The sequence below is a fragment of the Trebonia kvetii genome, from assembly GCF_007827045.1.
Lineage (GTDB): Bacteria > Actinomycetota > Actinomycetes > Streptosporangiales > Streptosporangiaceae > Trebonia > Trebonia kvetii.
The window spans coordinates 507209-531250 of the sequence record NZ_RPFW01000001.1; the positions used below are offsets into that span (position 1 = coordinate 507209).

20 protein-coding genes are annotated in these 24042 nt (G+C 69.3%); 12 read left to right on the forward strand and 8 right to left on the reverse strand.

Features of this window, described 5'->3' with window-relative positions:
* The first annotated feature begins 148 nt into the window (after positions 1–148).
* Positions 149–1606, forward strand: coding sequence for an MFS transporter (locus EAS64_RS02075; RefSeq protein WP_145851003.1), 1458 nt, complete (start codon positions 149–151; stop codon positions 1604–1606).
* A gap of 176 nt (positions 1607–1782) precedes the next feature.
* Here EAS64_RS02075 and EAS64_RS02080 read toward each other — a convergent pair whose 3' ends face one another.
* Together EAS64_RS02080 and EAS64_RS02085 are read right to left on the reverse strand one after the other, a co-directional pair.
* Positions 1783–2535, reverse strand: a complete 753-nt coding sequence (locus EAS64_RS02080) for an LOG family protein (protein ID WP_145851004.1) — start codon at positions 2533–2535, stop codon at positions 1783–1785.
* 104 nt (positions 2536–2639) lie between these two features.
* A complete protein-coding gene (locus EAS64_RS02085; protein ID WP_145851005.1) occupies positions 2640–3473 on the reverse strand; it encodes a 2,3,4,5-tetrahydropyridine-2,6-dicarboxylate N-succinyltransferase in 834 nt (277 codons plus the stop codon).
* A 54-nt stretch (positions 3474–3527) separates the two neighbouring features.
* Between EAS64_RS02085 and EAS64_RS02090 the strand changes: the two genes are divergently transcribed.
* From EAS64_RS02090 to rocD, 5 genes are all read left to right on the forward strand, one after another.
* Positions 3528–4451 (forward strand): hypothetical protein, encoded by a 924-nt coding sequence (locus tag EAS64_RS02090; protein WP_145851006.1) that lies wholly within the window; start codon positions 3528–3530, stop codon positions 4449–4451.
* A gap of 62 nt (positions 4452–4513) precedes the next feature.
* Positions 4514–4840, forward strand: a complete 327-nt coding sequence (fdxA, locus tag EAS64_RS44430) for a ferredoxin (protein WP_145851007.1) — start codon at positions 4514–4516, stop codon at positions 4838–4840.
* The gene (gene dapC, locus EAS64_RS02100) at positions 4837–5967 is read left to right on the forward strand and encodes a succinyldiaminopimelate transaminase (RefSeq protein ID WP_222848925.1); all 1131 of its coding nucleotides are present in this window, start codon (positions 4837–4839) and stop codon (positions 5965–5967) included. The genes fdxA and dapC overlap by 4 nt, the downstream gene beginning before the upstream one ends.
* Before the next feature lie 152 nt (positions 5968–6119).
* A complete protein-coding gene (gene ddaH, locus EAS64_RS02105; RefSeq protein WP_145851009.1) occupies positions 6120–6956 on the forward strand; it encodes a dimethylargininase in 837 nt (278 codons plus the stop codon).
* Positions 6953–8179, forward strand: a complete 1227-nt coding sequence (gene rocD, locus EAS64_RS02110) for an ornithine--oxo-acid transaminase (protein WP_145851010.1) — start codon at positions 6953–6955, stop codon at positions 8177–8179. The genes ddaH and rocD overlap by 4 nt, the downstream gene beginning before the upstream one ends.
* Before the next feature lie 85 nt (positions 8180–8264).
* Here the strand turns inward: rocD and EAS64_RS02115 are convergent, their stop codons facing one another.
* The 4 genes from EAS64_RS02115 to EAS64_RS02130 form a co-directional block, all read right to left on the reverse strand.
* Positions 8265–8687 (reverse strand): DUF6113 family protein, encoded by a 423-nt coding sequence (locus EAS64_RS02115; RefSeq protein WP_145851011.1) that lies wholly within the window; start codon positions 8685–8687, stop codon positions 8265–8267.
* A 35-nt stretch (positions 8688–8722) separates the two neighbouring features.
* Positions 8723–9529: an N-acetyl-1-D-myo-inositol-2-amino-2-deoxy-alpha-D-glucopyranoside deacetylase gene (mshB, locus tag EAS64_RS02120; RefSeq protein WP_145851012.1), complete on the reverse strand. Its 807-nt coding sequence runs from the start codon at positions 9527–9529 to the stop codon at positions 8723–8725.
* A gap of 93 nt (positions 9530–9622) precedes the next feature.
* Positions 9623–10402, reverse strand: a complete 780-nt coding sequence (locus EAS64_RS02125; RefSeq protein ID WP_342781998.1) for an SDR family NAD(P)-dependent oxidoreductase — start codon at positions 10400–10402, stop codon at positions 9623–9625.
* Positions 10403–10404: 2 nt separating this feature from the next.
* A complete protein-coding gene (locus tag EAS64_RS02130) occupies positions 10405–11202 on the reverse strand; it encodes an alpha/beta hydrolase (protein ID WP_145851013.1) in 798 nt (265 codons plus the stop codon).
* Between the two features lie 58 nt (positions 11203–11260).
* On the opposite strand from EAS64_RS02130, the gene EAS64_RS02135 reads away from it, so the two are divergent.
* From EAS64_RS02135 to EAS64_RS02160, 6 genes are all read left to right on the forward strand, one after another.
* A complete protein-coding gene (locus EAS64_RS02135; protein WP_145851014.1) occupies positions 11261–13921 on the forward strand; it encodes a helix-turn-helix transcriptional regulator in 2661 nt (886 codons plus the stop codon).
* Positions 13922–14044: 123 nt separating this feature from the next.
* Positions 14045–15028 (forward strand): YncE family protein, encoded by a 984-nt coding sequence (locus tag EAS64_RS02140; protein WP_145851015.1) that lies wholly within the window; start codon positions 14045–14047, stop codon positions 15026–15028.
* A 168-nt stretch (positions 15029–15196) separates the two neighbouring features.
* The gene (locus tag EAS64_RS02145; RefSeq protein WP_145851016.1) at positions 15197–17338 is read left to right on the forward strand and encodes a prolyl oligopeptidase family serine peptidase; all 2142 of its coding nucleotides are present in this window, start codon (positions 15197–15199) and stop codon (positions 17336–17338) included.
* 329 nt (positions 17339–17667) lie between these two features.
* Complete coding sequence (gene sdhC / locus EAS64_RS02150; RefSeq protein WP_145851017.1) at positions 17668–18474, forward strand: succinate dehydrogenase subunit SdhC; 807 nt, start codon at positions 17668–17670, stop codon at positions 18472–18474.
* Between the two features lie 26 nt (positions 18475–18500).
* On the forward strand, positions 18501–20423 hold the full coding sequence (locus EAS64_RS02155) for a fumarate reductase/succinate dehydrogenase flavoprotein subunit (RefSeq protein WP_145851018.1): 1923 nt from the start codon (positions 18501–18503) through the stop codon (positions 20421–20423).
* Position 20424: 1 nt separating this feature from the next.
* Complete coding sequence (locus EAS64_RS02160; RefSeq protein WP_145852278.1) at positions 20425–21210, forward strand: succinate dehydrogenase/fumarate reductase iron-sulfur subunit; 786 nt, start codon at positions 20425–20427, stop codon at positions 21208–21210.
* A 65-nt stretch (positions 21211–21275) separates the two neighbouring features.
* Here EAS64_RS02160 and EAS64_RS02165 read toward each other — a convergent pair whose 3' ends face one another.
* Positions 21276–22742, reverse strand: a complete 1467-nt coding sequence (locus tag EAS64_RS02165) for a GH25 family lysozyme (protein WP_145851019.1) — start codon at positions 22740–22742, stop codon at positions 21276–21278.
* 63 nt (positions 22743–22805) lie between these two features.
* On the reverse strand, positions 22806–23663 hold the full coding sequence (locus EAS64_RS02170; protein ID WP_187365635.1) for a GH25 family lysozyme: 858 nt from the start codon (positions 23661–23663) through the stop codon (positions 22806–22808).
* Between the last annotated feature and the right edge of the window lie 379 nt (positions 23664–24042).

A 24042-nucleotide genomic window follows, 5' to 3' on the forward strand; every position in this document is an offset into this window, starting at 1 on the left:
TCTGCCTGGGCTCCCGCCCGGCCGGCGGCTCCCAGAGGGGCCCCGTTGCTCCCTGGCTTAGCGCGCACCCGTTCCTCGGTCCCCTGATCACCACGCGGCGGAGATTCGCGGTCTGCCACGGGGCGGCGCGCGGCGGCAGGCTCGGGATATGACCGATTCTGACCTCTGGCGAGCGACCGACGCCCCCACCCGGCGGGTTACCGAAGCTGGCGTCCTAAGGCCCGCCCCGGTTCCGCAGCCCGCCCCGGTTGCGCCGCCCTCGCGGCAGGCGCGGCTGGTGCTCATCGCCGCGATTCTCGGGTTCTTCATGATCAGCCTGGACGCGACCGCGGTGAACGTCGCGCTGTCGGCGATCGGGCGGTCGCTGCACGGCTCAACCGGCGGGCTGCAGTGGGCGGTGGACGGCTATACGGTGCCGTTCGCCGCGCTGCTGATCACGGCGGGCGCGCTGTCTGACCGGCTCGGGGCGCGGCGCGTCTGCTGCTGGGGGCTCACGGTGTTCACCCTGGCTTCGGCGGGGTGCGGGCTCGCGCCCTCGCTGTGGGCGCTGATCGCGGCCCGGGTGGTGCAGGGCAGCGCCGCGGCGGTGCTGCTGCCCGCGTCGCTGGCGCTGGTCAGGCAGGCCTGTCACGATCCCGCGGCCCGAGCGCGCGCCGTCGCGGTGTGGAGTTCTGGCGGCGCGACCGCGATGGCCGCAGGCCCGGTGCTTGGCGGCGTCCTGACGTCGGCGGCCGGGTGGCGCGCCATCTTCTTCGTCAACCTGCCTGTCGGTGTTCTCGCCGTGGCGCTGCTCGGCTGGGCGCCGAGGTCGGCGCGGCGGTCCGCGCCGCTAGACCTGGCGGGTCAGGCCACCGCGGTGCTCGGGCTCACCGCGCTTTCCTACGGGGTGATCGCGGGCGGCGCCGATGGTTTCCGCGGCGTTCGCGTGGTTGTCTCGCTGCTCGTCGCGGCCGCTGCGACCGTCGCGTTCTTCATGACGGAGGCGCGGGTGCGGGCACCGATGGTGCCGCTGTCCCTGCTGCGGTCGCGGACCGTTGCCGCCTGCCTGTTCACCGGGTTCTCCATCAATGCCGCCTTCTACGGCATCGCGTTCCTGCTCAGCCTGTACTTCCAGCGGGTGCTCGGCGAGCCCGCGGTCACCGCGGGCCTGCTGTTCCTGCCGATGACCGGGCTGCTGGCCGTCGCCAACCTGGCTTCCGCCCGCTTCGCGGCGCGCTGGGGGCATCGGCTCGCAGTCGGTCTCGGCCTGTCGGTCGGGACGCTCGGCATGCTCGCCCTCTCACTGCCGGACGGCAGCATCGCGACGGAGGTCGCCCTCGTGCCCGCGGGCGCCGGGCTCGGGTTCAGCCTGCCCTCGCTGACGTTCCTGCTGCTCGACGCCCTGCCCGCAGAGCGGGCCGGGCTGGCGGGCGGGCTGTTCAACGCGAGCAGGCAGACCGGCGGCGCGATCGCGGTCGCGGTGTTCGGTGCGCTGGTGTCCGGGGCGTTCGGCTCGTTCGAGGCGGGGATGCGGGTCAGCATGCTGATCGCCGCCGCGCTGCTCGCGGCGAGCACCGCCGCCGCGTTCACCGTGCTCGGCCGTCCCGGAGCGCGCGAGCCAAAATAGCCGCGGCAGGCGCAAATCGCCATAGATAAGACATCCGGGACGCATGATCACGGAAGCTTTGATCCTGGCGGAACTTTTCTACCCGATCCGGGTAGAAAAGTTCCGTTGTAAACCGAAGTTCCGTGATCATGTTCGATGCACGGAGGCGCAGGTGACGTGCGGGGCTTACGGGTCGGTTAGGCGAAGGAGAGGCCCTTGTGCGCTTCGCGGATGATGCTGACTACCTCGTCGGGGTCGTCGGCCTGGTGCAGGAGGGCCAGTTCGTCGTGGCCAATCTTGCCTTCGGCGAGCATCGTCGTCTTGAGCCAGTCGAGGAGGCCCGACCAGTACTCGCTGCCGACCAGGACGATCGGGAAGCGGGTGATCTTGCCGGTGGCGACGAGGGTGAGCGCCTCGAAGAGCTCGTCCATCGTGCCGTAGCCGCCGGGCAGGACGACGAAGGCCTGCGAGTACTTCATGAACACCGTCTTGCGGACGAAGAAGTACCGGAATTCGATGCCCATGTTCACGTACTCGTTCAGGCCCGACTCGAGCGGTAGCTCGATGCCGAGTCCGACCGAGGTGCCGTTGGACTCGAATGCGCCCCTGTTGGCCGCCTCCATGATGCCGGGGCCGCCGCCGGTGATGACCGCGTAGCCGGCCTTGACCAGGCCGGAGGCGATGTCCTGCGCCTTCTGGTATTCGGGAGTGCCTGGCTTGGTCCGCGCGGAACCGAAGACCGAGACGGCCTTGCCAAGCTCGGAGAGGAAGCCGAAGCCCTCCACGAATTCCGCCTGGATGCGCATGACCCGCCACGGATCGGTGTGCACCCAGTCAGAGGGACCGCGGCGGTCGAGCAGCCGCTGGTCAGTTGTTGTCGCCGGTATCTGCTTGTCGCGCAACGTCACGGGTCCCTGGCGACGGACCCGGCGCGAGTTACTTCCGCCCATAGTCCTATCCAAGGTAGCTATGGACGGACAGTGCTCTGGCTGAAACACGCGGCAGACGCAAGAACTAACGGCTAACGCCTGGTAGACGTCCTGCGATCGGTTGCTCAGCCGTCGACGCCGTGGTCGCGAAGGATCGCGTTCAGCTCAGCCTTGCTGTGCCGCTCCCCCTCCTTGAGCCGCTTGAGAACCAGCACGCATTGCATGCCGAACTCGCCGCCTGCGAACTGACGGTAACGCGTGCCGTTCACGCACACCGACCAGGCGGGGGCCTCGCCGCGCGGCAGTTCCTCGCCGGTCTCCACGTCGATGACGTGCGTCGAACGGCTGAGGTTGGTGCCAGAGCCGAGCACCGCGCCGGTGTGCACCCGCGCGCCCTCCACCACCATCGAGCGGGAGCCGATCATGCACTCGTCCCCGACGACGACGGGAACCGCGTTCGGCGGCTCGAGCACGCCGCCGATGCCCACGCCGCCTGACAGGTGCACGTTCTTGCCGATCTGGGCGCAGGAGCCGACCGTGGCCCAGGTGTCGACCATCGTGCCGGAATCCACGTAGGCGCCGATGTTGGTGAACGAGGGCATCAGGACCGTGCCCGGCGCGATGTAGGCACCCCAGCGGGCGATGGCGCCAGGCACCACGCGCACGCCGTCGAGCCGGGTCTTCAGCGGCACCCTGTCGTGGTAGCGGAAGTCGCCCACCTGGCCCTGCGCCATCGGCAGCACCTTGAAGGCAAGCAGGATCGCCCGCTTGGCCCGCTCGTCCACCACGACCTCGTCGGTCTCCGCGTCCACGAACGCCACCCGGGCGCTGCCCGCGTCGATCTGGTCAACGGCGGCCACGATCTCGGCCCGCGCGGCGGAGTCGTCCGGGCTCAGCTCGGTGCGGCGCTCCCAGAGTTCATCGATGACGGCAGGCAGCGGGGACTTCAGCTCACTCATGCTCAGCGAGCCTATCGGGCACCGAAACCTCCGGGGCGCGGGTACCTTCAACTTGTGCGGACGACCTCACACGGCAGCGCGCCCGGGTACCGGTACCACAGGCCGTCGTGGCGTCGCCCGCTCATCGTGCTCACGGTAATCGTGGTGTTGCTCGGCGTGGGGGCGTACGTCGCCTACACGGCCTACCAGCGGTACGTGGTGCAGCTGCTCACCGTCCCCGGCTGCCAGGCGGGGACCGGGGACAACGCGATCGCGCTTGACTTCGGCCAGGCGGCGGACGCGGCCACCATCGCCGCCGTCGCCACCCGGGAGAGGCTGCCTGCCAGGGCGCTGACCATCGCCTACGCGACCGCGTGGCAGGAGTCGAAGCTGGAGAACCTCACCTACGGCGACCGGGACTCCGTCGGCATCTTCCAGCAGCGGCCCTCGATGGGCTGGGGTTCCGCCAAGGACCTCAAGGACCCGGCGTTCGCGTCGCGTGCGTTCTTCCGCGCCCTCGTCAAGGTGAAGGACTACACGAAGATCCCCGTGTACCAGGCCGCCCAGGACGTGCAGCGCAGCGCCGACGGCTACGCCTATGACCAGTACACACAGTCAGGCGAGCTGCTCACCAAGTACTACACGAGCGTGCCGCACGCGGTCACCTGCTGGTACAACCCGGGCACGCAGGCCGCGAGCGCCGGCGTGTCGGCCAAGCTGAACCTGACCGGGGCCGCGAAGGGGCTGACCGACGCGTTCGGCAAGCCGGAGGCGGGGTCGGCGGTGACCAAAGTCACCCCCATCCGTTCCGGACATGCCACGGTGGTCAAGGCGCCGTCGTGGAGCGGCTGGGCGGTGGCGAACTGGCTGATGGCGAACGCGAGCTCGTACGGGATTACCAAGGTCAGCTACGCGGGATACCACTGGACGGCCACGCTGACGGAATCGAGCTGGCAGCGGGATCCGAATGCAAGTGCGGGGGGTATTGTCGCCAGCTAGCCGGGCGGACCACCATACTGTGTGGTACCTGAAGTGGGTTAAGACGTTAAAGAGGAGCTCACGTGACCTACACCATCGCGCAGTCATGCGTCGATGTGCTCGACAAGGCTTGCATCGAAGAGTGCCCCGTGGACTGCATCTACGAGGGCGAGCGGATGCTGTACATCCACCCCGACGAGTGCGTGGACTGCGGCGCCTGCGAGCCCGTCTGCCCGGTTGAGGCCATCTACTACGAGGATGACGTCCCGGAGCAGTGGAAGGAATACACGAAGATCAACGCCGACTTCTTCGAGGACCTTGGCTCACCCGGCGGCGCCTCCAAGAGCGGCAAGATCGGCAAGGACCACCCCACCGTCGCGGCGCTCCCGCCGCAGGCCGCGGAAGAGTGACCCTCGCCGCACGGCTTCCTGAATACCCCTGGGACGAGCTGGCACCGATCGCCGAGAAGGCGCGCGCCTTCCCCGGGGGTGTCGTTGACCTGTCGATAGGCACGCCGGTCGACCCGGTGCCCGCGGTCATCCAGGACGCGCTGCGCGCGGCAGCCAACGCTCCCGGGTACCCGCTCACCGCGGGCACCCCGGAGCTGCGCGCGGCCGCCGCGGGGTGGCTGTCCCGGTCGCACGGCGTCGACGTGGACCCGGTGACGGTGCTCCCGGTGATCGGGACCAAGGAGTTCATCGCCTGGCTGCCGACCATGCTCGGGCTCGGTTCGGGCGACACCGTCCTATATCCAGACCTCGCGTACCCCACGTACAACATTGGGGCGCGGCTCGCCGGGGCCGCCTCCGCTCCCGTCGACGACCTGTCGGACGATGCGCTCGGCGCGGCGCCGGCCTCGGCTCGGCTGCGTTGGGTGAACTCGCCGTCCAACCCGAGCGGACGGGTGCTTAACGCGGAAACGCTGCGGTCCGGGGTCGCCCTGGCGCGGTCGCGCGGCTGCGTGCTCGCCTCCGACGAGTGCTACATCGAGCTCGGCTGGGACGTGACCCCGGTTTCCGTGCTGCACCCCTCCGTCCGCGGTGGCTCGCTTGACGGGGTGCTCGCGGTGTTCTCGCTGTCCAAGCGGAGCAACCTGGCCGGCTACCGCGCAGGGTTCGTGACCGGCGACCCCGGCCTGATGAAGGAACTGCTGCTTATCGGCAGGCAGGCCGGGATGATCGTGCCTGGCCCGGTGCAGGCGGCGATGACCGTGGCGCTGTCCGACGACGCCCACGCGGCTGAGCAGAAGGCCAGGTACGCGGCGCGCCGCGCCGTGCTGACCGAGGGGCTCACCGCGGCTGGCTTCCGCATCGAGCACTCGGAGGCCGGACTGTACGTGTGGGCGACCCGCCCTGGTCTTGACTGCTGGGCGGCGTGCGAACTGCTCGCCGCCGAGTGCGGCATGCTGGTCGGCCCCGGGTCCTTCTACGGGCCTGCGGGAAACAGCTACATCCGGGTCGCGCTGACCGCGACCGACGAGCGGGTCGCCGCCGCCGGCGAGCGACTGCGCGCGCTCGCGTCCCGCCCGGCGCGCTGAACGCACTGAACGCCCTGAACGCACTGAGGTCCCCGCGCGACGCCGACCGCGCAACGAATCGCCTGTCTTGCCGCGGGAAACGCAATGGATCGCCGGACTGGTGCATGATTACCCTCTGTTAGCAGTCTGACCGCGCTTCGTACTCTCTTGGTATGAGCAGCGACGCGCCGTACCGGGCGGCAACGCCCCGGTCGTACCTGATGTGCCCGCCGGAGTACTTCGAGGTCAGTTACGCGATTAACCCGTGGATGCGGCCAGATTCGCCGGTCGACGCCGACCTGGCGATGCGCCAGTGGTCGGCGCTGCGCGCCACGCACGAGTCGCTCGGGCACACCGTGGCCACGATCAAGCCGGTGCCCGGATTGCCGGACATGGTGTTCGCCGCCAACGGCGCGACCGTGGTCGACGGGATCGTGCTCGGCGTGCGGTTCAGGTATCCCGAGCGCGCCGCGGAGGCCGCCGCCTACCTGTCCTGGTTCCGCTCGCACGGGTACCCGGCGGTGCACGAGGCAAGGCACGTCAACGAGGGTGAGGGCGACATCCTGGTCGCCGGCGACACCCTGCTCGCGGGCTACGGCTTCCGGTCCGACGTCGAGGCCGCGGATGAGCTCGCCGAGGCGTTCGGGCGGCGCGTGATCTCGCTGCGGCTGGCCGACCCCCGGTTCTACCACCTGGACACCGCGCTGTGCGTGCTCGACGCGACGACGGCGATGTACTACCCGCCCGCCTTCGACGATGCCGGGCGCGCGGCCCTCGCCTCGGTATTCGACGAGCTCATCGAGGCGAAGGACGAGGACGCCGAGGTGCTCGGGCTCAACGCGGTATCCGACGGGCGGCACGTGGTGCTCGCCAGGCAGGCGACCGGGCTCGCCAGGGCGCTGGCCGGCCGTGGCTTCGAGCCGGTTCCTGTCGACATGTCCGAGCTGCTCAAGGCCGGCGGCGGCGCGAAGTGCTGCACGCTCGAACTAAGGGAGAAGACGACCCCATGACGCACACAGTTGACCTCAGCTCCGCCACGGAGCTGTCCGGGCTTACCGGCGAATACAGCGCACACAACTACCACCCGCTGCCCGTCGTGGTGGCGTCCGCGGAGGGCTCCTGGGTGACCGCCGTCGGCGGGCAGCGGTACCTGGACATGCTCGCCGGGTACTCGGCGCTGAACTTCGGGCACCGGCACCCGCGGCTTATCGCGGCGGCCACCAGGCAGCTCGGCCGGGCGACGCTGGTGTCCAGGGCGTTCGACCATGACCAGTTCGGCCCGTTCTGCGCCGAGCTCGCCGGGCTGTGCGGCATGGAGATGGTGCTGCCGATGAACACCGGCGCCGAGGCGGTGGAAACCGCCATCAAGGTGGCGCGCAAGTGGGGTTACACCACGCACGGCGTCCCGCACGACGAGGCGGTCATCGTCGTGTTCGACGGCAACTTCCACGGGCGGACCACGACGATCGTGTCGTTCTCCTCCGACCCGGATGCGAAGGACGACTTCGGCCCGTACACCCCTGGGTTCGTGTCGGTGCCCTACGGTGACCTCGCGGCGCTCACCGCCGCGTTCGACGCGCACCGCGATCGCATCGTCGCGGTGCTCGTCGAGCCGATCCAGGGCGAGGCGGGCGTGGTCGTGCCGCCGCCCGGCTTCCTCGCCGGGGTGCGCTCCCTGTGCTCCGGGGCGCGGGCGCTCATGATCGCGGACGAGATCCAGTCCGGGCTCGGGCGGGTCGGGACCACCTTCGCCTGCGAGGCCGAGGGTGTGGTGCCCGACGCGTACCTGCTCGGCAAGGCGCTCGGCGGCGGGATCATCCCGGTGTCCGCGATGGTCTCCTCCCGCGCGGTGCTCGGCGTGCTCAAGCCGGGGCAGCACGGGTCGACGTTCGGCGGCAACCCGCTGGCCTGCGCGGTAGCCCGCGAGGTGATCGCGATGCTGCGGACCGGGGAGTACCAGGAGCGTTCCGCGAGGCTCGGCACCCGGATGCACGAGGCGCTCGGCGGGCTGCCGCCGTCGGTCGTGTCGTCGGTGACCGGGCGCGGCCTGTGGGCCGGGGTGACGTTCGCCGCCCTGGACGGGCGGGCCGTCTGCGAGCGGCTCGCGGCGCTCGGCGTGCTCGCCAAGGAAACCCACGGATCGACGATCAGGCTCGCTCCCCCGCTGGTCATCGAGGAAGACGACCTATCCTGGGGCCTGGCCCGATTCACCGATGCAGTGCTCAGTGCCTAGCGAGGCGGGGCTCAGCGCCTAGCGAGGCGGGGCTGAGCGCCTAGCGAGGCGGGGCTCGGCGCCTAGCGAGGCGGTGCTTGCCGACTCACCGCGCTGAGCGCCTGGCCCGGATGTAGAAGGCGATGACGCAGCCCACCGCGGCCGCGAGTGCACCGCCGTACAGGTAGCACTCGCCCGCGGTGGTCGCCGTGATGATCACGCTGCCGTTCGGCCGCGACATCGCCAGGACGAACGACACCACTATCCAGCCGACGGCGGGCAGCAGCCCGGCGGCGAACGTGCCGATCCCCCAGCCGCAGCCCACGCAGGTGACGAGGACGACCACGGCGAGGAGTATCGCTATCAGCGGCGCGGGCTCCCTGGAGTACTGGAAGCTGCCGAACAGGCCCTGCACGGCGCCCAGCACGAACAGCAGCACGTAACCGGCGGCGGTCAGCACCCGCTGCCTGCCCCGCCCAGTGCCATTGCTCAGCGGGCCACTGCTCACCGGGCCCTGCGAAGTCCCCATCACGATGTCCCCATAACGACGCCAGGGTACCGATCTCAGCGGGCGAACAGGTCGCGCTCGTGGCCTGCGCCCGTGTCGCTTCGCGGTCCGGCCAGCTGGGTGTAGTACTCGGTGCCGAGTATGCGCTGGCCAAAGTCGTTGGACAGGGCGAAGAAGTCGCCGTCCACGGTGATCTGGGTCTCGTGGGCGCGCATCGCCGCCCGCTTGGCGCCAAGGAAGAGCGTACCGTCGATCTCCGCGGTGACCTGGTCGTCGGGTACGCCGATGGACAGGTCGGTATAGCGGATGAACCAGGAGTCCGCCGGCAGCTCGACGGCCCGCTCGAGCGCCGATCGCGGCACCGCGGTGGCGTACAGCTTCGCCCGCCCCCCGGTCAGCTCATGGGCGCGCACGGTGACGCGGTGCGCCTGGATGTGGTCGGGGTGGCCGTAGAAGCCGTTGGCGTCGTAGGTGACGATCACGCCGGCCGCGACCTCCTCGATGACGGTGGCGAGCGCCGCGGCGGCCTCCTCGATGTTCGCCTGCCAGAAGGAGTCCGGGTCATCGTTGTCAGGCAGGCCCATCATCCCCGAGTCGCGGTAGCGTCCCTCTCCGCCGAGGAAACGATGGTCCTGCACGCCGAGCGCCTCGCACGCGCGGGCAAGCTCGGTGATCCGGTGCTGGCCGAGCTCGTCGGGCAGCAGGTGCCGCAGGTCCGGCGGGATGATCTCGCCGAGCTCGCCGAGCGTGCAGGTCACCAGCGTGACCCGGGCATCCTGCGCAGCGTACTTGGCCATGGTGGCGCCGGTACCGATCGACTCGTCATCCGGATGCGCGTGCACCAGCAGCAGACTGCGTTCCAAGTCCTTGTCCCCCCGTCGCCGACGCTACCGCACGGAAAGGTTACTGAACTCGGGCGGTTCGCAGCCCGGTGACGGGCATCATCGCAAGGTCGGTCACAGGGTGGGCTTCAGGCCGCCGTCGATGGCGAAGTCGGCGCCGGTGATGTTCCCGGCTCGGGGGCTGGCCAGGAATAGCACGAGGTCTGCTACCTCGATAGGCTGGGTGAACCGGCCAGTTGCGGTGCCGGCCACCGCGGCCGCGGCCACCGCGTCGGGCGTGCCGCCTTCAGTGTCGGCGATGGTCTGCGCGACCCCGCCGGCGCCTAGCCACAAGTCGGTGGCCACCGGTCCAGGGCTGACCGTGTTGACCCGGATCCCTTGCGGCCCCACCTCCTTGGAGAGCGCCTTGCAGAAGTTGCTCAGTGCGCCCTTGGCGGCGCTGTAGTCGATGACCAGCGGGTCGGGCAGCACGGCATTCACCGAGGAGATGGTGACGATGCTGCCGCCCCGCACGGTCAGCAGCGGCAGCGCGAGGCGGGTCACGTGCACGGCGGCGAGGAAATTGACGGCCAGAGTCGCGAGCCAGTCCTGCGCGGTGACCGACTCGAAGCCGCCGGTGCGCGGCCGGACCGCTCCGACGTTGTTGACCAGAATGTCCAGGCCGCCGAACGCCGCTGCTGCCGCCTCAATCACCGTGGCCGGGCCGTCCGGCGAGGTGAGATCGGTGACGACCGGCACGGCGCCGGCCTCGCGCAGCTCTTGCGTGCTTTCCCGTGCTGCGGCGACGACGCGAACCCCTTCGCCGATCAGCGCGCGGGTGACGGCCAGGCCGATACCCCTGCTAGCCCCGGTGACAACGGCGGTCTTGCCGGCCAGGCGCAAGTCCATAGCCATGGCTAGAGCGACTGCCGTCGCAGCCAGTCGAGCGCGGCGGCCGCGACTGCCTGCCAGCCGCTGTCGATGGTCAGCGAGTGACCGCGGTCAGGAAAGTCGATGAGGTCGGTCACCGCCTCGGAATGCCGGTACTGTGCGGCCGTGGCCTTGACCACGCTTTCCGGTACCGTGTGATCCTTTCCGCCGCTCATCAGCAGCAGCGGGCCGCGCGAGCTGTTATGGGTGTCGACCTTGGTCGAGGCGTGCGGATTGAAGTTAGCGGTGGCGGCCTCGAACAGCGGCCGGCCGGGGGCGGGTATCGTCCAGCGCTGGTACAGCGCGTCGGATTCTTCCTCGCTCAGCGCGTTGCCGAAGGCGTAGCGGAACTGCTCCGACGTCAGCGTCACCGCCTTGTGCTTGTTGGCCGGGTTCTTGAATACAGGCAGGGTCGCGCGCAGTGCGGACAGCGGCAGCGGCAGATCGCCCTTGATCTGTGCGGCGTCGATGGCGACCGCGGCCACGGCCAGATCCTGGCCAAGCAGCTTCTGCGCGATCATCCCGCCGAAGGAGTGGCCGATCAGGATCGGGCGGGCCGGCAGGTCAGCGATGATCGCGGCGTAGTGGTCGACGACGTCGTCGACGCCGTGGTCGGCGATGCTCTCCGGATTCTCCCGTGACTCCGCCACGGTGGCGGAGTCACCAGGCCAGCCCGGCGCGAGCGGTTGGTAGCCTTCGCCGGCGAACACGTCGGCCCATGGGTCCCAGGAGCTGGCGTGCAGCCACAGACCGTGGATGAAGATGACAGGTGTCGGGTTCGTCATGCCGTCAGGACACCACCGTGCCGTGGCGTTTCGCACTGGGGTCCGACCCCAGTGCGAAATGGGCAATCCCAGTAACCTTGGCTGCACAACTCATCGTAAGGACGCCCGTGGCACTACCGCCACTGCCGGCGCTGACCTGCGCGTTATCCGGCTGGCTGGCGTCGAGTCCGAGACCCGCCTCGGCTTCGGCGCGCTGCACCGGCTGCTGCGCCCGTTTCTCGACCGCATTCCCGGCCTGCCCGTGCCGCAGCGCGACGCGCTGAGCGCGGCGTTCGGGCTGACCGACAGCGCGCCGCCCGATCGCTACCTGGTCGGCCTGGCCATACTGAACGTGCTGGCCGACGTTGCCGCCGAGCAGCCGATGCTGTGCCTGGTCGATGACGTGCACTGGCTGGACAGGGAATCCTGTGAAGCGCTGGCGTTCACCGCACGGCGGCTGCACGCCGACTCGCTCATCTTCATCTTCACTGCCCGCCGAGAGATCGGCGAGCAGTCGGTCTTCGCTTCCCTGGCGACGCTGCGCCTCGGCGGACTAGCAGCGCCGGACGCGAAGGCGCTGCTCGCCTCGCACGTCGCCGGATACCTTGATGCCGCAGCAGTCGACCAGATCGTCGCGGGGACCGGCGGCAATCCGCTGGCGCTGCTCGAGATCACCGCCCGGCTCAGTCCGGAGCAGCTTGCCGGGGTGGCGCCGCTGCCCGCCCAGCTGCCGGCCGGTCGCCTGTTTGACGCCCACTTCCGTGCCGCCATCGCCGTCCTGCCGCCCGACACCAGAACCCTGCTGCTGCTGATCGCCGCGGCGCCCGCCGACGATGCGCCGTTGATCTGGCGCGCGGCCGGGTGGCTCGGGCTGTCCGCGCGGACGGCGCAGCCGGCGGCAGAACAAGGCATCGTGACCAGGGACCCGCAGCCCGGCTTCCGGCATCCGCTGATCCGGTCGGCGGTCTACGCTGACGCCGATCCCGTACAGCGGCGCCTGGTGCACGCGGCACTCGCCGGGGCGTATGACTCTGTCGGCGATGCCGAATGGTCGGCGTGGCACCGCGCCGAGGCCGCTGCCGGGACCGACGAGCAGGTCGCGGCCGAACTGGAAGCGGCAGCCGAGCGAGCCCGAGCCCGCGGCGGGTTCTCTGAGCAGGCGCTGTTCCTGTCCCGGGCCGCCGAGCTGTCCCCCGCGCCTGTCACGCGCGCCGAACGCAGGCTCGCGGCCGCGGATGCCCACGTGATCTCCGGTGATCCGGCTGCCGCGGAAGTGCTGCTTGACCTGGCGGCGGCGGACGTGGACGGCCGGGTGGCCCGGGCGCGTGCACTGCGGACCCGGGCCGTGCTCGAAATGTTCCGCGCCCGTGTCTCGAACGTCCCCGCGATGCTGATGGAAGCGGTCGCCGAGCTTGGCGACCGGGACCCGCGGATGACCTGGGATCTGCTCTTCCAGGCGATGCACGCCGCGATGATGGCACGCGAGCATGTCAGCGGGACAACGCTGTTCGACGTCGCCAAGGCCACGGCAACCGCCTGGCACGACCCGGACGCACCTGTCTGGAGCGGCGATCTGGTCATGGTGGGACTGGCCAGGCGCGTCGCAGAAGGGCACGCACAGGCAGCACCGGTACTGCGGACGGCGCTCGCCAGGCTTCGCGGGGCCGCCGAGCTGCGGGAACTTGGCATACCCCTCAGCGTGCTCATCTCGTTCGCCACCGACGAGGTGTGGGACATCGAGAGCCGCCGCGAACTCACCGAACGCCTCGCCGCCGTCGACCGAGGCCAGGGCGCGCTGTACGCACTGAGCCTGACGCTCCTGGTGGCCGCGCAGGCGGAGATTACCGCCGGTCGGTTCGCCGAAGCCGAGGCGTGCTACGCGGAGGCGGATGAGTTCTTCGCGGCGACAGGATTCCCGGCGGACGGTGCGGTCAACCGGGCTCAGCTGTTCGCCTGGAGCGGCCGCGAAGACGAGCTGCGGGGCGCGCTCGCGGGCATCGCATCGCTGGCCGAGGCATTCGGCCAAGGGCACATGAACAAGATGGGACTCTACGCGCTGTCCATTCTCGACCTAGGGCTTGGCCGCTATCAGTCCGCCCTGGACCACGCGCTGACCGTCTTCCGCGATGACCCACCGTCGGCGGGCAACCTCGTGCTTCCGGTGATCATCGAGGCCGGTGTGCGTACCGGAAACCGCGAAGCGGCGGCGGCGGCCCTGACGCGGATGGCCGAGCGTGCCCGGGACGCCGGTACCCCGTGGGGCCTGGGCCTGCTGGCCCGCTGCGAGGCCCTGATGAGCGTGGACGAACACGCCGAGGCCTGTTACCGGGAATCGGTCAGCCGGCTCGGCCGCGTGCCCGTTGACCTTGATCTCGCGCACACCCGGCTGCTGTTCGGCGAGTGGCTGCGGCGCGGCAAGCGCCGCGGCGAGGCGCGCGCGCAACTGCGCGCGGCACATCAGGTGTTCGAATCCTGCGGCGCGGTCCCGTTCGCCGAGCGGGCGCGGGCCGAACTGCTCGCGACCGGCGAGCACGTCCGCAACCGGGCCACCCCCGCCGGGAACGAGCTGACCGCGCAGGAACGGCACGTCGCGGTGCTGGCGGCGGGCGGTCACACTAACGCCGAGATAGCGGAGCGGCTTTTCATCACGGTCTCCACCGTGGAGTTCCACCTGAACAAGGTGTTCCGCAAGCTCGCAATCTCCTCGCGCCGCCAGATCGCCGCGCTGATTGCTCCCTGAGAGCTTGGAGACCGGTCGTCCCCCGGGGGATGGTGTCCAAATCCTGCTGCCTTCACCCCGTTCGACACCGCGCTCAAGACACCTGGCAAGCCCATCCCGGTCACGGGCAGCCCCGGTGCCCTGGTGTTCTCGCCGAACGGCCAGTTCCTCTACGTCGCAAGCAGCGCCGGCGTGACGCCGGTCGGCACCGACTGGAACAAGGCCGGCAAGCTGATCGCCCTCCAGGGTGGCGCGGCCAGCATGGTGATCACACCGAACGGCAAGACCCTCTATGTCACCACCAGCCGCACGTCTACCAAAGTCAACACGGTCATCCCGATCAGCGCGGTTACCAGGAAGGCCGGCAAGCCGATCACCTTCGCCCCCGGCGGCGGCCAGAACCCGTCCCCGCTGGTGATCACGCCGGATGGCAAGACCGTGTATGTGGCAAGCGCGCTTGGCACGGTCACCCCGATCAGTACCGCCACCGGCAAGGCAGGCAAGGCCATCCCCTTCGGGTTCAGGGACCCGGCGGGAACCGCTCACCTGGCGCTTTCCCCGAACGGCAAGACGCTGTACGCCTTTGGCAGCGACCCCGCGGCGACCGTGACCACGGTGACCCCGATCAGGACCGCCACGAACAAGGCCGGCACCCCGGTCCCGGTCGGCCAGGGGCCGCTCACCATCGCGTTCGCACCGGACAGCAAGACGGCCTACGTCGCAAGCTCCGGCGAGGGCCCCAAGGCCTTCGTCCATGCCAAGCTGACCCCGGTCAGCACCGCGACGGAAAAGCCCGCACCGTTCCTCGTGCTCGGCCCAGCGGCGGATGAGATTCACCTGGCCGTCATGCCGGACGGCAGCCGGATTTACGCCGACGCCATCTGGAACGGCAATAAGGACAACTCAACGTGGGCGATCAGCACTGCCCCTGTCGCGTTCATCAAGCACTGGTTCGGCCCCAGTTACCCGCGCGCCATGGCGCTCACCCCCGACGCCAAGACGCTCTTCGTGATCGACGCGGCTCCGGGAGGCGTGGGCATCGTGGTGAACTTCACCACCACCGACAACCGGTACCACCCGGGCTTCTGGGTCGGCGAGGGACCCGTCGCCATCGCCATCCAGCCATAACGAGCTGGCGCGGGTACTCACGGAGCTCTTGTCCGGGGGGTTACGGGGGGTCGCTCCCCCGGGAGATGCCCGGGTTGCGCGCCCGATACGATGGCGCCTTTTGCCATCGGGCGCGGAACCCGGGGGGACAGGGCCCGTCCCCCCGGCGGTACGGCATGATCGGGAGCTATGACGGAGAGCTTTCCTAGGCAGCAGGCGCGGACGCGCGGGTTTTCGCTCGGGGTTCCCCGGGCTTTCCAGATTTCGCCCGATGGGCAACGGCTCATCTTCCTGCGGTCGAAGGCGGGCAGCGACCCGGTCAACTGCCTGTGGGAGCTCAACCTCGGCACTGGCGAGGAGTGGCTGGTCGCCGACCCACGGGCGCTCGGCGCCGCCGAGGAGAACTTGCCCCCAGAGGAGCGCGCACGCCGCGAGCGGGTCAGGGAGACGGCGGCCGGCATCGTCGCCTTCTCCGTCGACCGGGACGCGACGATCGCCGTCTTCGCCCTCTCCGGGCAGGTGTACTCCGTGCCGCTCGGCGTCCCGCTGGCGACGCCGCAGCTGCTGCCCACCCAGACGCCGGCGCTCGACCCCCGGGTCAACCCGGCGGGCACCCTCGTCGCGTACGTGCATGACGGCGCGCTGTGCGCGGTGAACCTGGCCACCGGCAAGAACGCCGTCGTCGCGAAGGAAGAAGGCGTCACCTTCGGCCTTGCCGAGTTCATCGCCGCCGAGGAAATGGGCCGCGCCCGCGGCTACTGGTGGGCCGCCGACGGTTCCGGCCTGCTCGTCGGCCGGGTCGATGAGTCACCGGTGCGCCGCTGGCACATCGCCGACCCGGCCAACCCGGACAGCAAGCCCAACGTCGTCGCCTATCCCGCGGCGGGCACGCCGAACGCCGAGGTCTCGCTGTTCCTCGCCACCCGGCCCGACCCTGAGGAAGAGGCCGGCGTCCAGCTCACCGAGGTGCACTGGGACCGGGACCGCTTCCCTTACCTGGTCACCGCGGCCTGGGATAAGGACCTGCTTATCGTGGTGCAGACCAGGGACCAGCGGAGCATGCGGCTGTTCAACGGGCTCACCGGCGAGACGATCCGCGAGGACACCGACCCGCAGTGGACCGACATCATCGGCGGCGTCCCCGCGCAGCTCAACGACGGCGCCGTCGTCTGGACCGAGATCAGCGAGGACACCAGGCGGCTGCTCGTCGCCCAGCCGGGCGACCTGGCCGCCGCTGTTCCTGTCACGCCGGCCGGGCTCCAGGTCAGGCAGATCCTCGGCACCGACGGCAACGACGTGCTGTTCCAGGCCTCGACCGAGCCCACCGAGGCCGGCGTGTGGCGCTACGGTCCCGACGGCCTGCGCGAGGTCGCCACCGCGCCTGGCGTGCACACCGCGATCACGGCGGGCGGAACGACCATCTTGTCGAGCCGGACCCTGGAAAGCCCACGGCTGCACCTCTCAATCACCAGCGGCCCTGTCACCGAGGGCGGGGCGGCGGCGGGCACGGTCGTCTCGCACGCCGAGCTGCCCAACCTGCCGCTGCCCGCGCCGCGCTTCTTCGACGCCGGCCCGACGGGCATCCGCACCGCCGTGCTCTTTCCCTCCTGGCACGAGCCGGGCACGAAGCTGCCGGTACTTGTCGACCCCTACGGCGGCCCCGCCATGCAGCGCACAGTCAAGACGGCGGGCATCTTCCTCACCTCGCAGTGGTTCGCGGAGCAGGGATTCGCGGTCGTGGTGGCCGACGGCAGGGGCACGCCAGGCCGCAGCCCGTCGTGGGACAGGACGATCGCGGGCGACTTCGCCACGCCGGCCCTCGAGGACCAGGTGGTGGCGCTCCAGGCGGCGGCTGAACACTTCGCCGACCTGGACACGGGCCGCGTCGCCATGCGCGGCTGGTCGCACGGCGGCTACCTCTCAGCACTCGCCGTGCTGCGGCGGCCCGACGTGTTCCACGCCGGGATCGCGGGCGCGCCGGTCACCGACTGGCGGCTGTACGACACCCACTACACCGAGCGGTATCTGGGTGACCCCGCGAGCAACCCCGCCGCCTACGCGGTCAGCTCCGTCAATGCTGATCCGGAACGGGCTGTGCTTACCGTGGTCCGCCCCCTGCTCATCATTCACGGGCTAGCGGACGACAACGTGTTCGTCGCGCACTCGCTGCGGCTGTCTTCCGCGCTGCTCGCGGCCGGGTACCCGCATCGCGTCCTGCCGCTGTCCGGGGTGACCCACATGACACCGCAAGAGGTCGTGGCGGAAAACCTGCTGCTGCTCCAGGTCGCGTTCCTGCGCGAGGCGCTCGACGGAACCTGGGGGCTCAAGTAGGGAGTGTCGAGGCGAAGCACGCTTTCGAGCCCTTTTCTCCCGACTTGACCGGCCCCGCTGGACTCAAGGTGGTGGATGCAGGAGAAAAGAGCTCGCCGTTCGGGATCATAAAAGATGTGAGCCCGCTCACCTCCAGACGTAGATGCGCAGGTGGAAACGGGCAGTGTTGTGTGTCTCACATGCTGGAAGGGTGCCCCGATGCGGCATCCTGTCACTAACTGGAATAAGTTCGTGGGCATCGCATGCGCGCCCCGCCCCCTGCCCTCAGTCTGGGTTGCCTGGCCGCGCGTCCGCGGTCACGATCACGCACAAGGCAGCGAGGACGCTGGATGACACAAGTTTCTGAGGCGCCGGCCAGAAAGCGGGCGCAGATAAAGGAGCGGACGCTCCGCACGGACCCATGGTGGAACCGCGGTCGCGTCGTCGCGACCCTGCTGACCATCTGGGTCCTCTATGCGACCGTTCGCGTTTTTACCGGGCACTGGTATTTCGTGCCCCAGTACCACTACCTAACGCCGTTCTACTCGCCGTGCGTTAGCGGCGAATGCGTGCCGGGGTCTGCCGCCATCGGCACGTGGATTCCCGCGATCCCGCCGATCATTCCCTACGCGTTCGTCTCACTGCCGTTCGTCCTCGGGTTCCGGCTTTCCTGCTACTACTACCGCGGCGCCTACTACCGCGCGTTCTGGCGCTCGCCGGCCGCGTGCGCGGTGCGCGAGCCGCACGCCTCGTACTCAGGCGAGACCAAGGTGCCGCTGATCATCCAGAACGTGCACCGGTACTTCTTCTACGCGGCGTTCGTGATCGCGGCCATCCTCACCTACGACGTGGCGCAGGCGTTCCGCGGTCCTGACGGCAACTTCGGCATCGGGCTCGGCTCGATCATCATGCTGATCAACGTGGTGGCGGTCTGGGGATACTCGTTCTCGTGCCACTCCTGCAGGCACATCACCGGCGGGCGGCTCAAGCACTTCTCCAAGCACCCGGTCAGGTACTGGATCTGGACCCAGATCTCGAAGCTGAACAAGCATCACATGGCCTTCGCGTGGATCTCGCTTGCCACGCTGATGCTCACCGACTTCTACATCATGCTGGTCGCGAGTGGCGCCTTCAGCGACCCGCGGCTCTTCAACTAGGCGTTACGGAACGGGCGAACTTAGTTATGGCTACTAACGACACCGATATCGAGCGCTTCTCCTACGACGTCGTAGTGATCGGCGCCGGCGGCTCAGGGCTGCGGGCGGCGATCGAGGCGCGAGCGCGGGGGCTGAAGACGGCGATCATCTCCAAGTCGCTGTTCGGCAAGGCGCACACCGTCATGGCCGAGGGCGGCGCGGCCGCCGCGATGGGCAACGTCAACCCCAAGGACAACTGGCAGGTCCACTTCCGCGACACCATGCGCGGCGGGAAGTTCCTGAACAACCCCCGCATGGCGGAGCTGCACGCCAAGGAGGCACCGGACCGGGTCTGGGAGCTCGAGGCGTGGGGCGCGCTGTTCGACAGGACACCGGACGGCAAGATCTCGCAGCGCAACTTCGGCGGGCACGAGTACCCCCGGCTCGCGCACGTCGGCGACAGGACCGGCCTTGAGATGATCCGCACGCTGCAGCAGCGCGTCGTCGCGCTGCAGCAGGAGGACTCCTACGAGTTCGGCGACCCGGACGCTCGTATTCGGGTGTTCGCCGAGACGACGATCACGCGGCTGCTGAAGTCTCCTGACGGCCGCATCGCGGGCGCCTTCGGGTACATCCGCGACACGGGTCGCTTCGTGCTGTTCGAGGCGCCCACCGTCATCCTCGCGACCGGCGGCATCGGGCGGACCTTCAAGGTCACCTCCAACTCCTGGGAGTACAGCGGCGACGGTCACGCACTGGCGCTGCTGGCCGGCGCCAAGCTGATGAATATGGAGTTCGTGCAGTTCCACCCGACCGGCATGGTATGGCCGATCTCGGTGAAGGGCATCCTCGTCACCGAGTCGGTCCGCGGCGACGGCGGGATCCTGAAGAACTCCGAGGGCAAGCGGTTCATGTTCGACTACGTGCCTGACGTGTTCCGCGCGCAGTACGCGGAGACCGAGGAAGAGGCCGACCGCTGGTACACCGACCCGGACCACAACCGGCGTCCCCCTGAGCTGCTGCCCCGTGACGAGGTCGCGCGGTCGATCAACTCCGAGGTGAAGGCCGGGCGCGGCACGCCGCACGGCGGCGTGTACCTGGACATCGCCTCGCGGCGCTCGGCCGAGTACATCCTCACCCGGCTGCCGTCCATGCACCACCAGTTCAAGGAGCTGGCGGACGTGGACATCACCAAGGAGCCGATGGAGATCGGCCCCACCTGTCACTACGTGATGGGCGGCGTCGAGGTCGACCCGGACACGGCGGCTGCCTCGGTGCCCGGCCTGTTCGCGGCGGGCGAGGTGTCCGGCGGCATGCACGGGTCCAACAGGCTCGGCGGCAACTCGCTGTCCGACCTGCTCGTGTTTGGCAAACGGGCGGGCGACGGCGCGGCGGACTACATCTCGTCGCTGGCTGATGCTAAGCCCTCGGTTGTCCAGGCGGACTTGGACGCGGCGGTGGCCGAGGCGCTGGCGCCGTTCGCCCGGGCCGACGGCGAGTCGCCGTATGAGGTCCACGCCGAACTGCAGCAGACGATGAACGACCTGGTCGGCATCATCCGCCGCGAGCAGGAGGTTCGCGACGCGCTCTCCGCCCTCGAGAAGTTCAAGGAGCGGGCGGCGAACCTGTCGGTGCCAGGCGAGCGGGCCTACAACCCGGGCTGGCACTACGCGCAGGACCTGCGGAACATGCTGCTCGTCGCCGAGTGCGTGGCCATGGCGGCCCTCGAGCGCGAGGAGTCGCGCGGCGGGCACACCCGCGAGGACCACCCGGAGATGTCGCCCGAGTGGCGCAAGGTCAACCTGATCCTGTCGCTGAACGGTGACAAGGTGGAGATGGTCCACCAGCCGATCCCGGTCGTGCGCGAGGACCTGCTCGCGCTGTTCGACATCTCGGAACTCAAGAAGTACATGACCAAGGAAGAGCTGGCCGGGCACCCTGGCGCGGCTGCGCTTGAAGAGGGGCACTGACGTGGGCTACCTGGCGAAGCTCAGGGTCTGGCGCGGCGACGCTGGCAACGGCGAGCTGAAGGACTACAAGGTCGAGGTCAACGAGGGCGAGGTCGTCCTCGACGTGCTGCACCGGCTGCAGGCCACCCAGGCGTCGGACCTGGCGCTGCGGTGGAACTGCAAGGCAGGCAAGTGCGGCTCGTGCTCGATGGAGATCAACGGCATGCCGCGGCTCGGCTGCATGACCCGGATGAACACATTCGCCGAGGACGAGACGCTGACGATCACCCCGATGCGGACCTTCCCGGTCATCAGGGACCTGGTCACGGACGTGTCGTTCAACTACGCCAAGGCGCGGGAGATCCCGTCATTCTCGCCCGACCCGTCCATCAAGCCGGGCGAGTTCCGGATGCAGCAGGAGGACGTCAACCGGTCGCAGGAGTTCCGCAAGTGCATTGAGTGCTACCTGTGCCAGAACACCTGCCACGTGATCCGTGACCACGAGGAGAACAAAGAGGCCTTCGCCGGCCCCCGCTTCCTCATGCGGATCGCGGAGCTCGAGATGCACCCGGCCGACGAGGCCGACCGGCGCGACATCGCGCAGGACGACTTCGGCCTCGGCTACTGCAACATCACCAAGTGCTGCACCGAGGTCTGCCCCGAGCACATCAAGATCACCGATAACGCGCTCATCCCGATGAAGGAGCGCGTCGCCGGGCGGAAGTATGACCCGCTGGTCTGGCTCGGCTCGAAGATCTCGCGGCGGCCTGCCGACAAGGGCACCCCGGCGGTGCCAGGCAAGCGGTAGTACGGCCGGTTTGGCTGACTGCGAGCGCCCGTAACCCGGAATTTTCGGGTTACGGGCGCTTCGCGCTAGCGGAGCTGCCAGGTGTCGGTGGCGTTGTTGACGCAGGGTTCCATGATCAGGCGCATGCCCGAGGACGGAACCGTGACGCACAGGCCGCCGCTTGACACCTGGACGGCCACCGGGTTCTTGCTGACCAGCTGCCACTTGGTGGACGCCGCACCGGAACAGGCCGCGACCGATACCGCCGAGCCCGCGGTGGTCCCGCTCGCCAGGCACTTGCCCGCTGCCCTGGCGGTGCCGTCCGGCTGCGCCTGCCAGTGCTGTGCCGTCGTGTTCGCGCAGCCGGCCAGGACGGCCGCGGCGCCGGAGACGGCGGCGCACTTGCCCGGCGTGCCGGACACGAGGGGAGCGGCGGGCCTGAGCCAGTGCTCGTTCGGCTGCGTCGCGGAATTGGCGCAGGGCTCGATCACCGCGCGGGTGCCGTTGCCGGCCCGGGCCACCGGGACGTCGAGGCACTTCTTCGACTTCACGTTGACCAGCTGACTGTCGGTGCCGGCCTGCCACACCTGGCCGAGGTCGGCCGAGTTGCAGGTGTAGAGCTGGAGCTTCGCGCCGTTGGCGGTGGAGCCGCCCACCACGTCGAGGCACTTGACGGCGAGCGCGCCGGCCGGCGCGGCCGACGTCCAGCTCAGCTTGCCGCTCGCGGACATCGAGACCCCGTTCGGCAGCGTGCTCGCCGCGGAGTAGGTCACCGGCTGGCCGGCCAGCGAGCTGAGCGTCCGGACCTGGAACGAGCCGCTGGTGCCCGACTTGACGGTGATGAGGTCGCCGCCAAGCTGGTCCAGGTCGGCCTGGCCGGCGCCGGCGATGCCGTTCAGCGTCGCGTTGCCCGAGTTCTGCCAGAAGGTGTAACCGGACCAGCCGACCGGGATCGCGGGTGCGCGCACGCCGTAGTCCGCGATCCACAGCGGATAGCCGCCGAAGGCGGTGCTGCCGCCGGTGCAGGCCTGCCACCAGTTCGGGTTCGAGTAGACGATGGGCGTGACGCTGGTCTGCTGCTGCGCCGCGTTGAGGAACGCCTGGATCCAGGCGACCATGCTGGCCTTGCTCAGCCCGTAGCAGGCGTCGGGGGTCACCTGCGGCTGCGCCTCCATGTCGAGCGCGACGGGGAGGTACTGGCCGCCGCCCGCGTAGGGGGCGCTGGTAACTCCGTCGATCACCGGCCACGCCTTGGCGAACTGCGCGGCGCCGCCGATCTTGAGCGGGTCGGCGACGACGTAGGGCATGACGAAAAGGTTCTGCGCGAGCGCGCCGGTCACCTGCGCGTTGTACGAGGGATTGTTGACCGAGGCGCCGTCGAATGCCATGACGCCGGTGAAGGTGATGCCGGCCGCCTTGACGTTGGCCCAGCTCGACACCGACGTTAGGTTCGACACGTCCGTGCCCTGGGCCGACGGAGCGGCCACCGCGGCGTTCGCCGCCGGCTCCTGCAGCCCCGTGTGGATGGCCACCGCGGCGGCCAGTCCCGCCATCAGAACGAAAACGCTTCCCGCTACTCTGCTGCGCCGCCTGAGCCGATTCACCCGGGGAGCCTATCAACGGGTTAGTGCGAAGAAGGGCGGACCTGATGATTTGAATTGAATTACCGGTAAATTGACGACATGACCGGGCGATGACGTGCTCACCGCTGTCGTTCGTGCCCTGTGCACCGGGAGCTGCACGTGCTTGGTCGCGGTCGCCACCGTCACCTTCCGGTGGCGCACCTTGCGGACGTGCCGCTTCTTCGCGTGTCCCGTCTTCGCCCGCTGTCCCGTCTTCTTCTCCTTTGACGGCGGGAACAGCCCGGGGTACACGCCGGTCGGCTGGAAGTAGTCCAGGTCGACCCGGCCGACTCCGGGGACGTGGCCGCCGCCGCTGTTCTGCCAGAACGTCCACCTGGCCCAGTGCGCGGGTACGGAGGGCGCCGCGCCGTACAGGGCCAGCCAGAGCGGGTCGTGCGGGAACCCGCGGGTATCGCTCGTGCACTCGCGCCACCAGGCGGCCGTGGCGTAGATGATTGGCCACCCGCCAGTGAGTTTGCGCACGGTGGTGGTGAAGCTGGAGATCCAGGAGATCATCCGCCTGCCGCGCATCCCGTAGCAGTCCCTGTTCTTCTTGTACGGGTCGTTCTCCAGGTCGACGTCCAGGGGCGACCTGCCGCGCAGGGCCGGGGTGCGGACGGCACGGACCGCGAACCACGCGGTGCTCGTGCTGTTGGCGGCCGCCGGGTTGGCGAACGCGTAGGGCAGCATGGCGAGGCCCACGGCGGAGGCCGCCCGCGCGTCCGCCTTGTAGAACGGGTTCGTGTAGTAGGTGCTCTCCGTGACCTTGATCCCGACGAAGCGGATGCCCTCCGCGGCCAGCAGCCGCCAGTCGATCGCCCGGCCGGCGTGCTGAAAGGCCGAGATGTCCACCCCCGCGCACCGGGCGCTCCGCTGCCCCGGCGGCCGCAGCGCTTGCCCCTGGCGCCACGGCGACAGACACCGAGAGTAATTATGGCTATTCGAAAAACGCAAGATGGCCGCGATGATCTTGGAAACTTTCCTCCTGATGGAAACAAAGACCCCGATTCGGGGAAAAGTTTCCGTTGTAATCGTAATTTCCGTGATCATGCCGCTATTCGGGGATCGCACCATTATCGGCGCGGTCTGCGTATTAACTGTGTGACCATTGGGGCGTGAGTTGTTATCGAGCGCGCGGAATTGGGCGCTATCGGATGGAATGCGGCAGGGGCGGGCCGATGAGGCATCACCGAAAGGGACAGGTACTGGCGGCGGGGAGAGTCAGCCGCAA

Coding starts and splice junctions, on each gene's coding strand:
- EAS64_RS02075 (WP_145851003.1), top strand. CDS start 149: ATGACCGATTCTGACCTCTGGCGAGCGACCGACGCCCCCACCCGGCGG.
- EAS64_RS02080 (WP_145851004.1), bottom strand. CDS start 2,535: ATGGGCGGAAGTAACTCGCGCCGGGTCCGTCGCCAGGGACCCGTGACG.
- EAS64_RS02085 (WP_145851005.1), bottom strand. CDS start 3,473: ATGAGTGAGCTGAAGTCCCCGCTGCCTGCCGTCATCGATGAACTCTGG.
- ddaH (WP_145851009.1), top strand. CDS start 6,120: ATGAGCAGCGACGCGCCGTACCGGGCGGCAACGCCCCGGTCGTACCTG.
- rocD (WP_145851010.1), top strand. CDS start 6,953: ATGACGCACACAGTTGACCTCAGCTCCGCCACGGAGCTGTCCGGGCTT.
- EAS64_RS02115 (WP_145851011.1), bottom strand. CDS start 8,687: ATGGGGACTTCGCAGGGCCCGGTGAGCAGTGGCCCGCTGAGCAATGGC.
- EAS64_RS02125 (WP_342781998.1), bottom strand. CDS start 10,402: ATGGCTATGGACTTGCGCCTGGCCGGCAAGACCGCCGTTGTCACCGGG.
- EAS64_RS02130 (WP_145851013.1), bottom strand. CDS start 11,202: ATGACGAACCCGACACCTGTCATCTTCATCCACGGTCTGTGGCTGCAC.
- EAS64_RS02135 (WP_145851014.1), top strand. CDS start 11,261: ATGGGCAATCCCAGTAACCTTGGCTGCACAACTCATCGTAAGGACGCC.
- EAS64_RS02145 (WP_145851016.1), top strand. CDS start 15,197: ATGACGGAGAGCTTTCCTAGGCAGCAGGCGCGGACGCGCGGGTTTTCG.
- sdhC (WP_145851017.1), top strand. CDS start 17,668: ATGACACAAGTTTCTGAGGCGCCGGCCAGAAAGCGGGCGCAGATAAAG.
- EAS64_RS02155 (WP_145851018.1), top strand. CDS start 18,501: ATGGCTACTAACGACACCGATATCGAGCGCTTCTCCTACGACGTCGTA.
- EAS64_RS02165 (WP_145851019.1), bottom strand. CDS start 22,742: ATGGCGGGACTGGCCGCCGCGGTGGCCATCCACACGGGGCTGCAGGAG.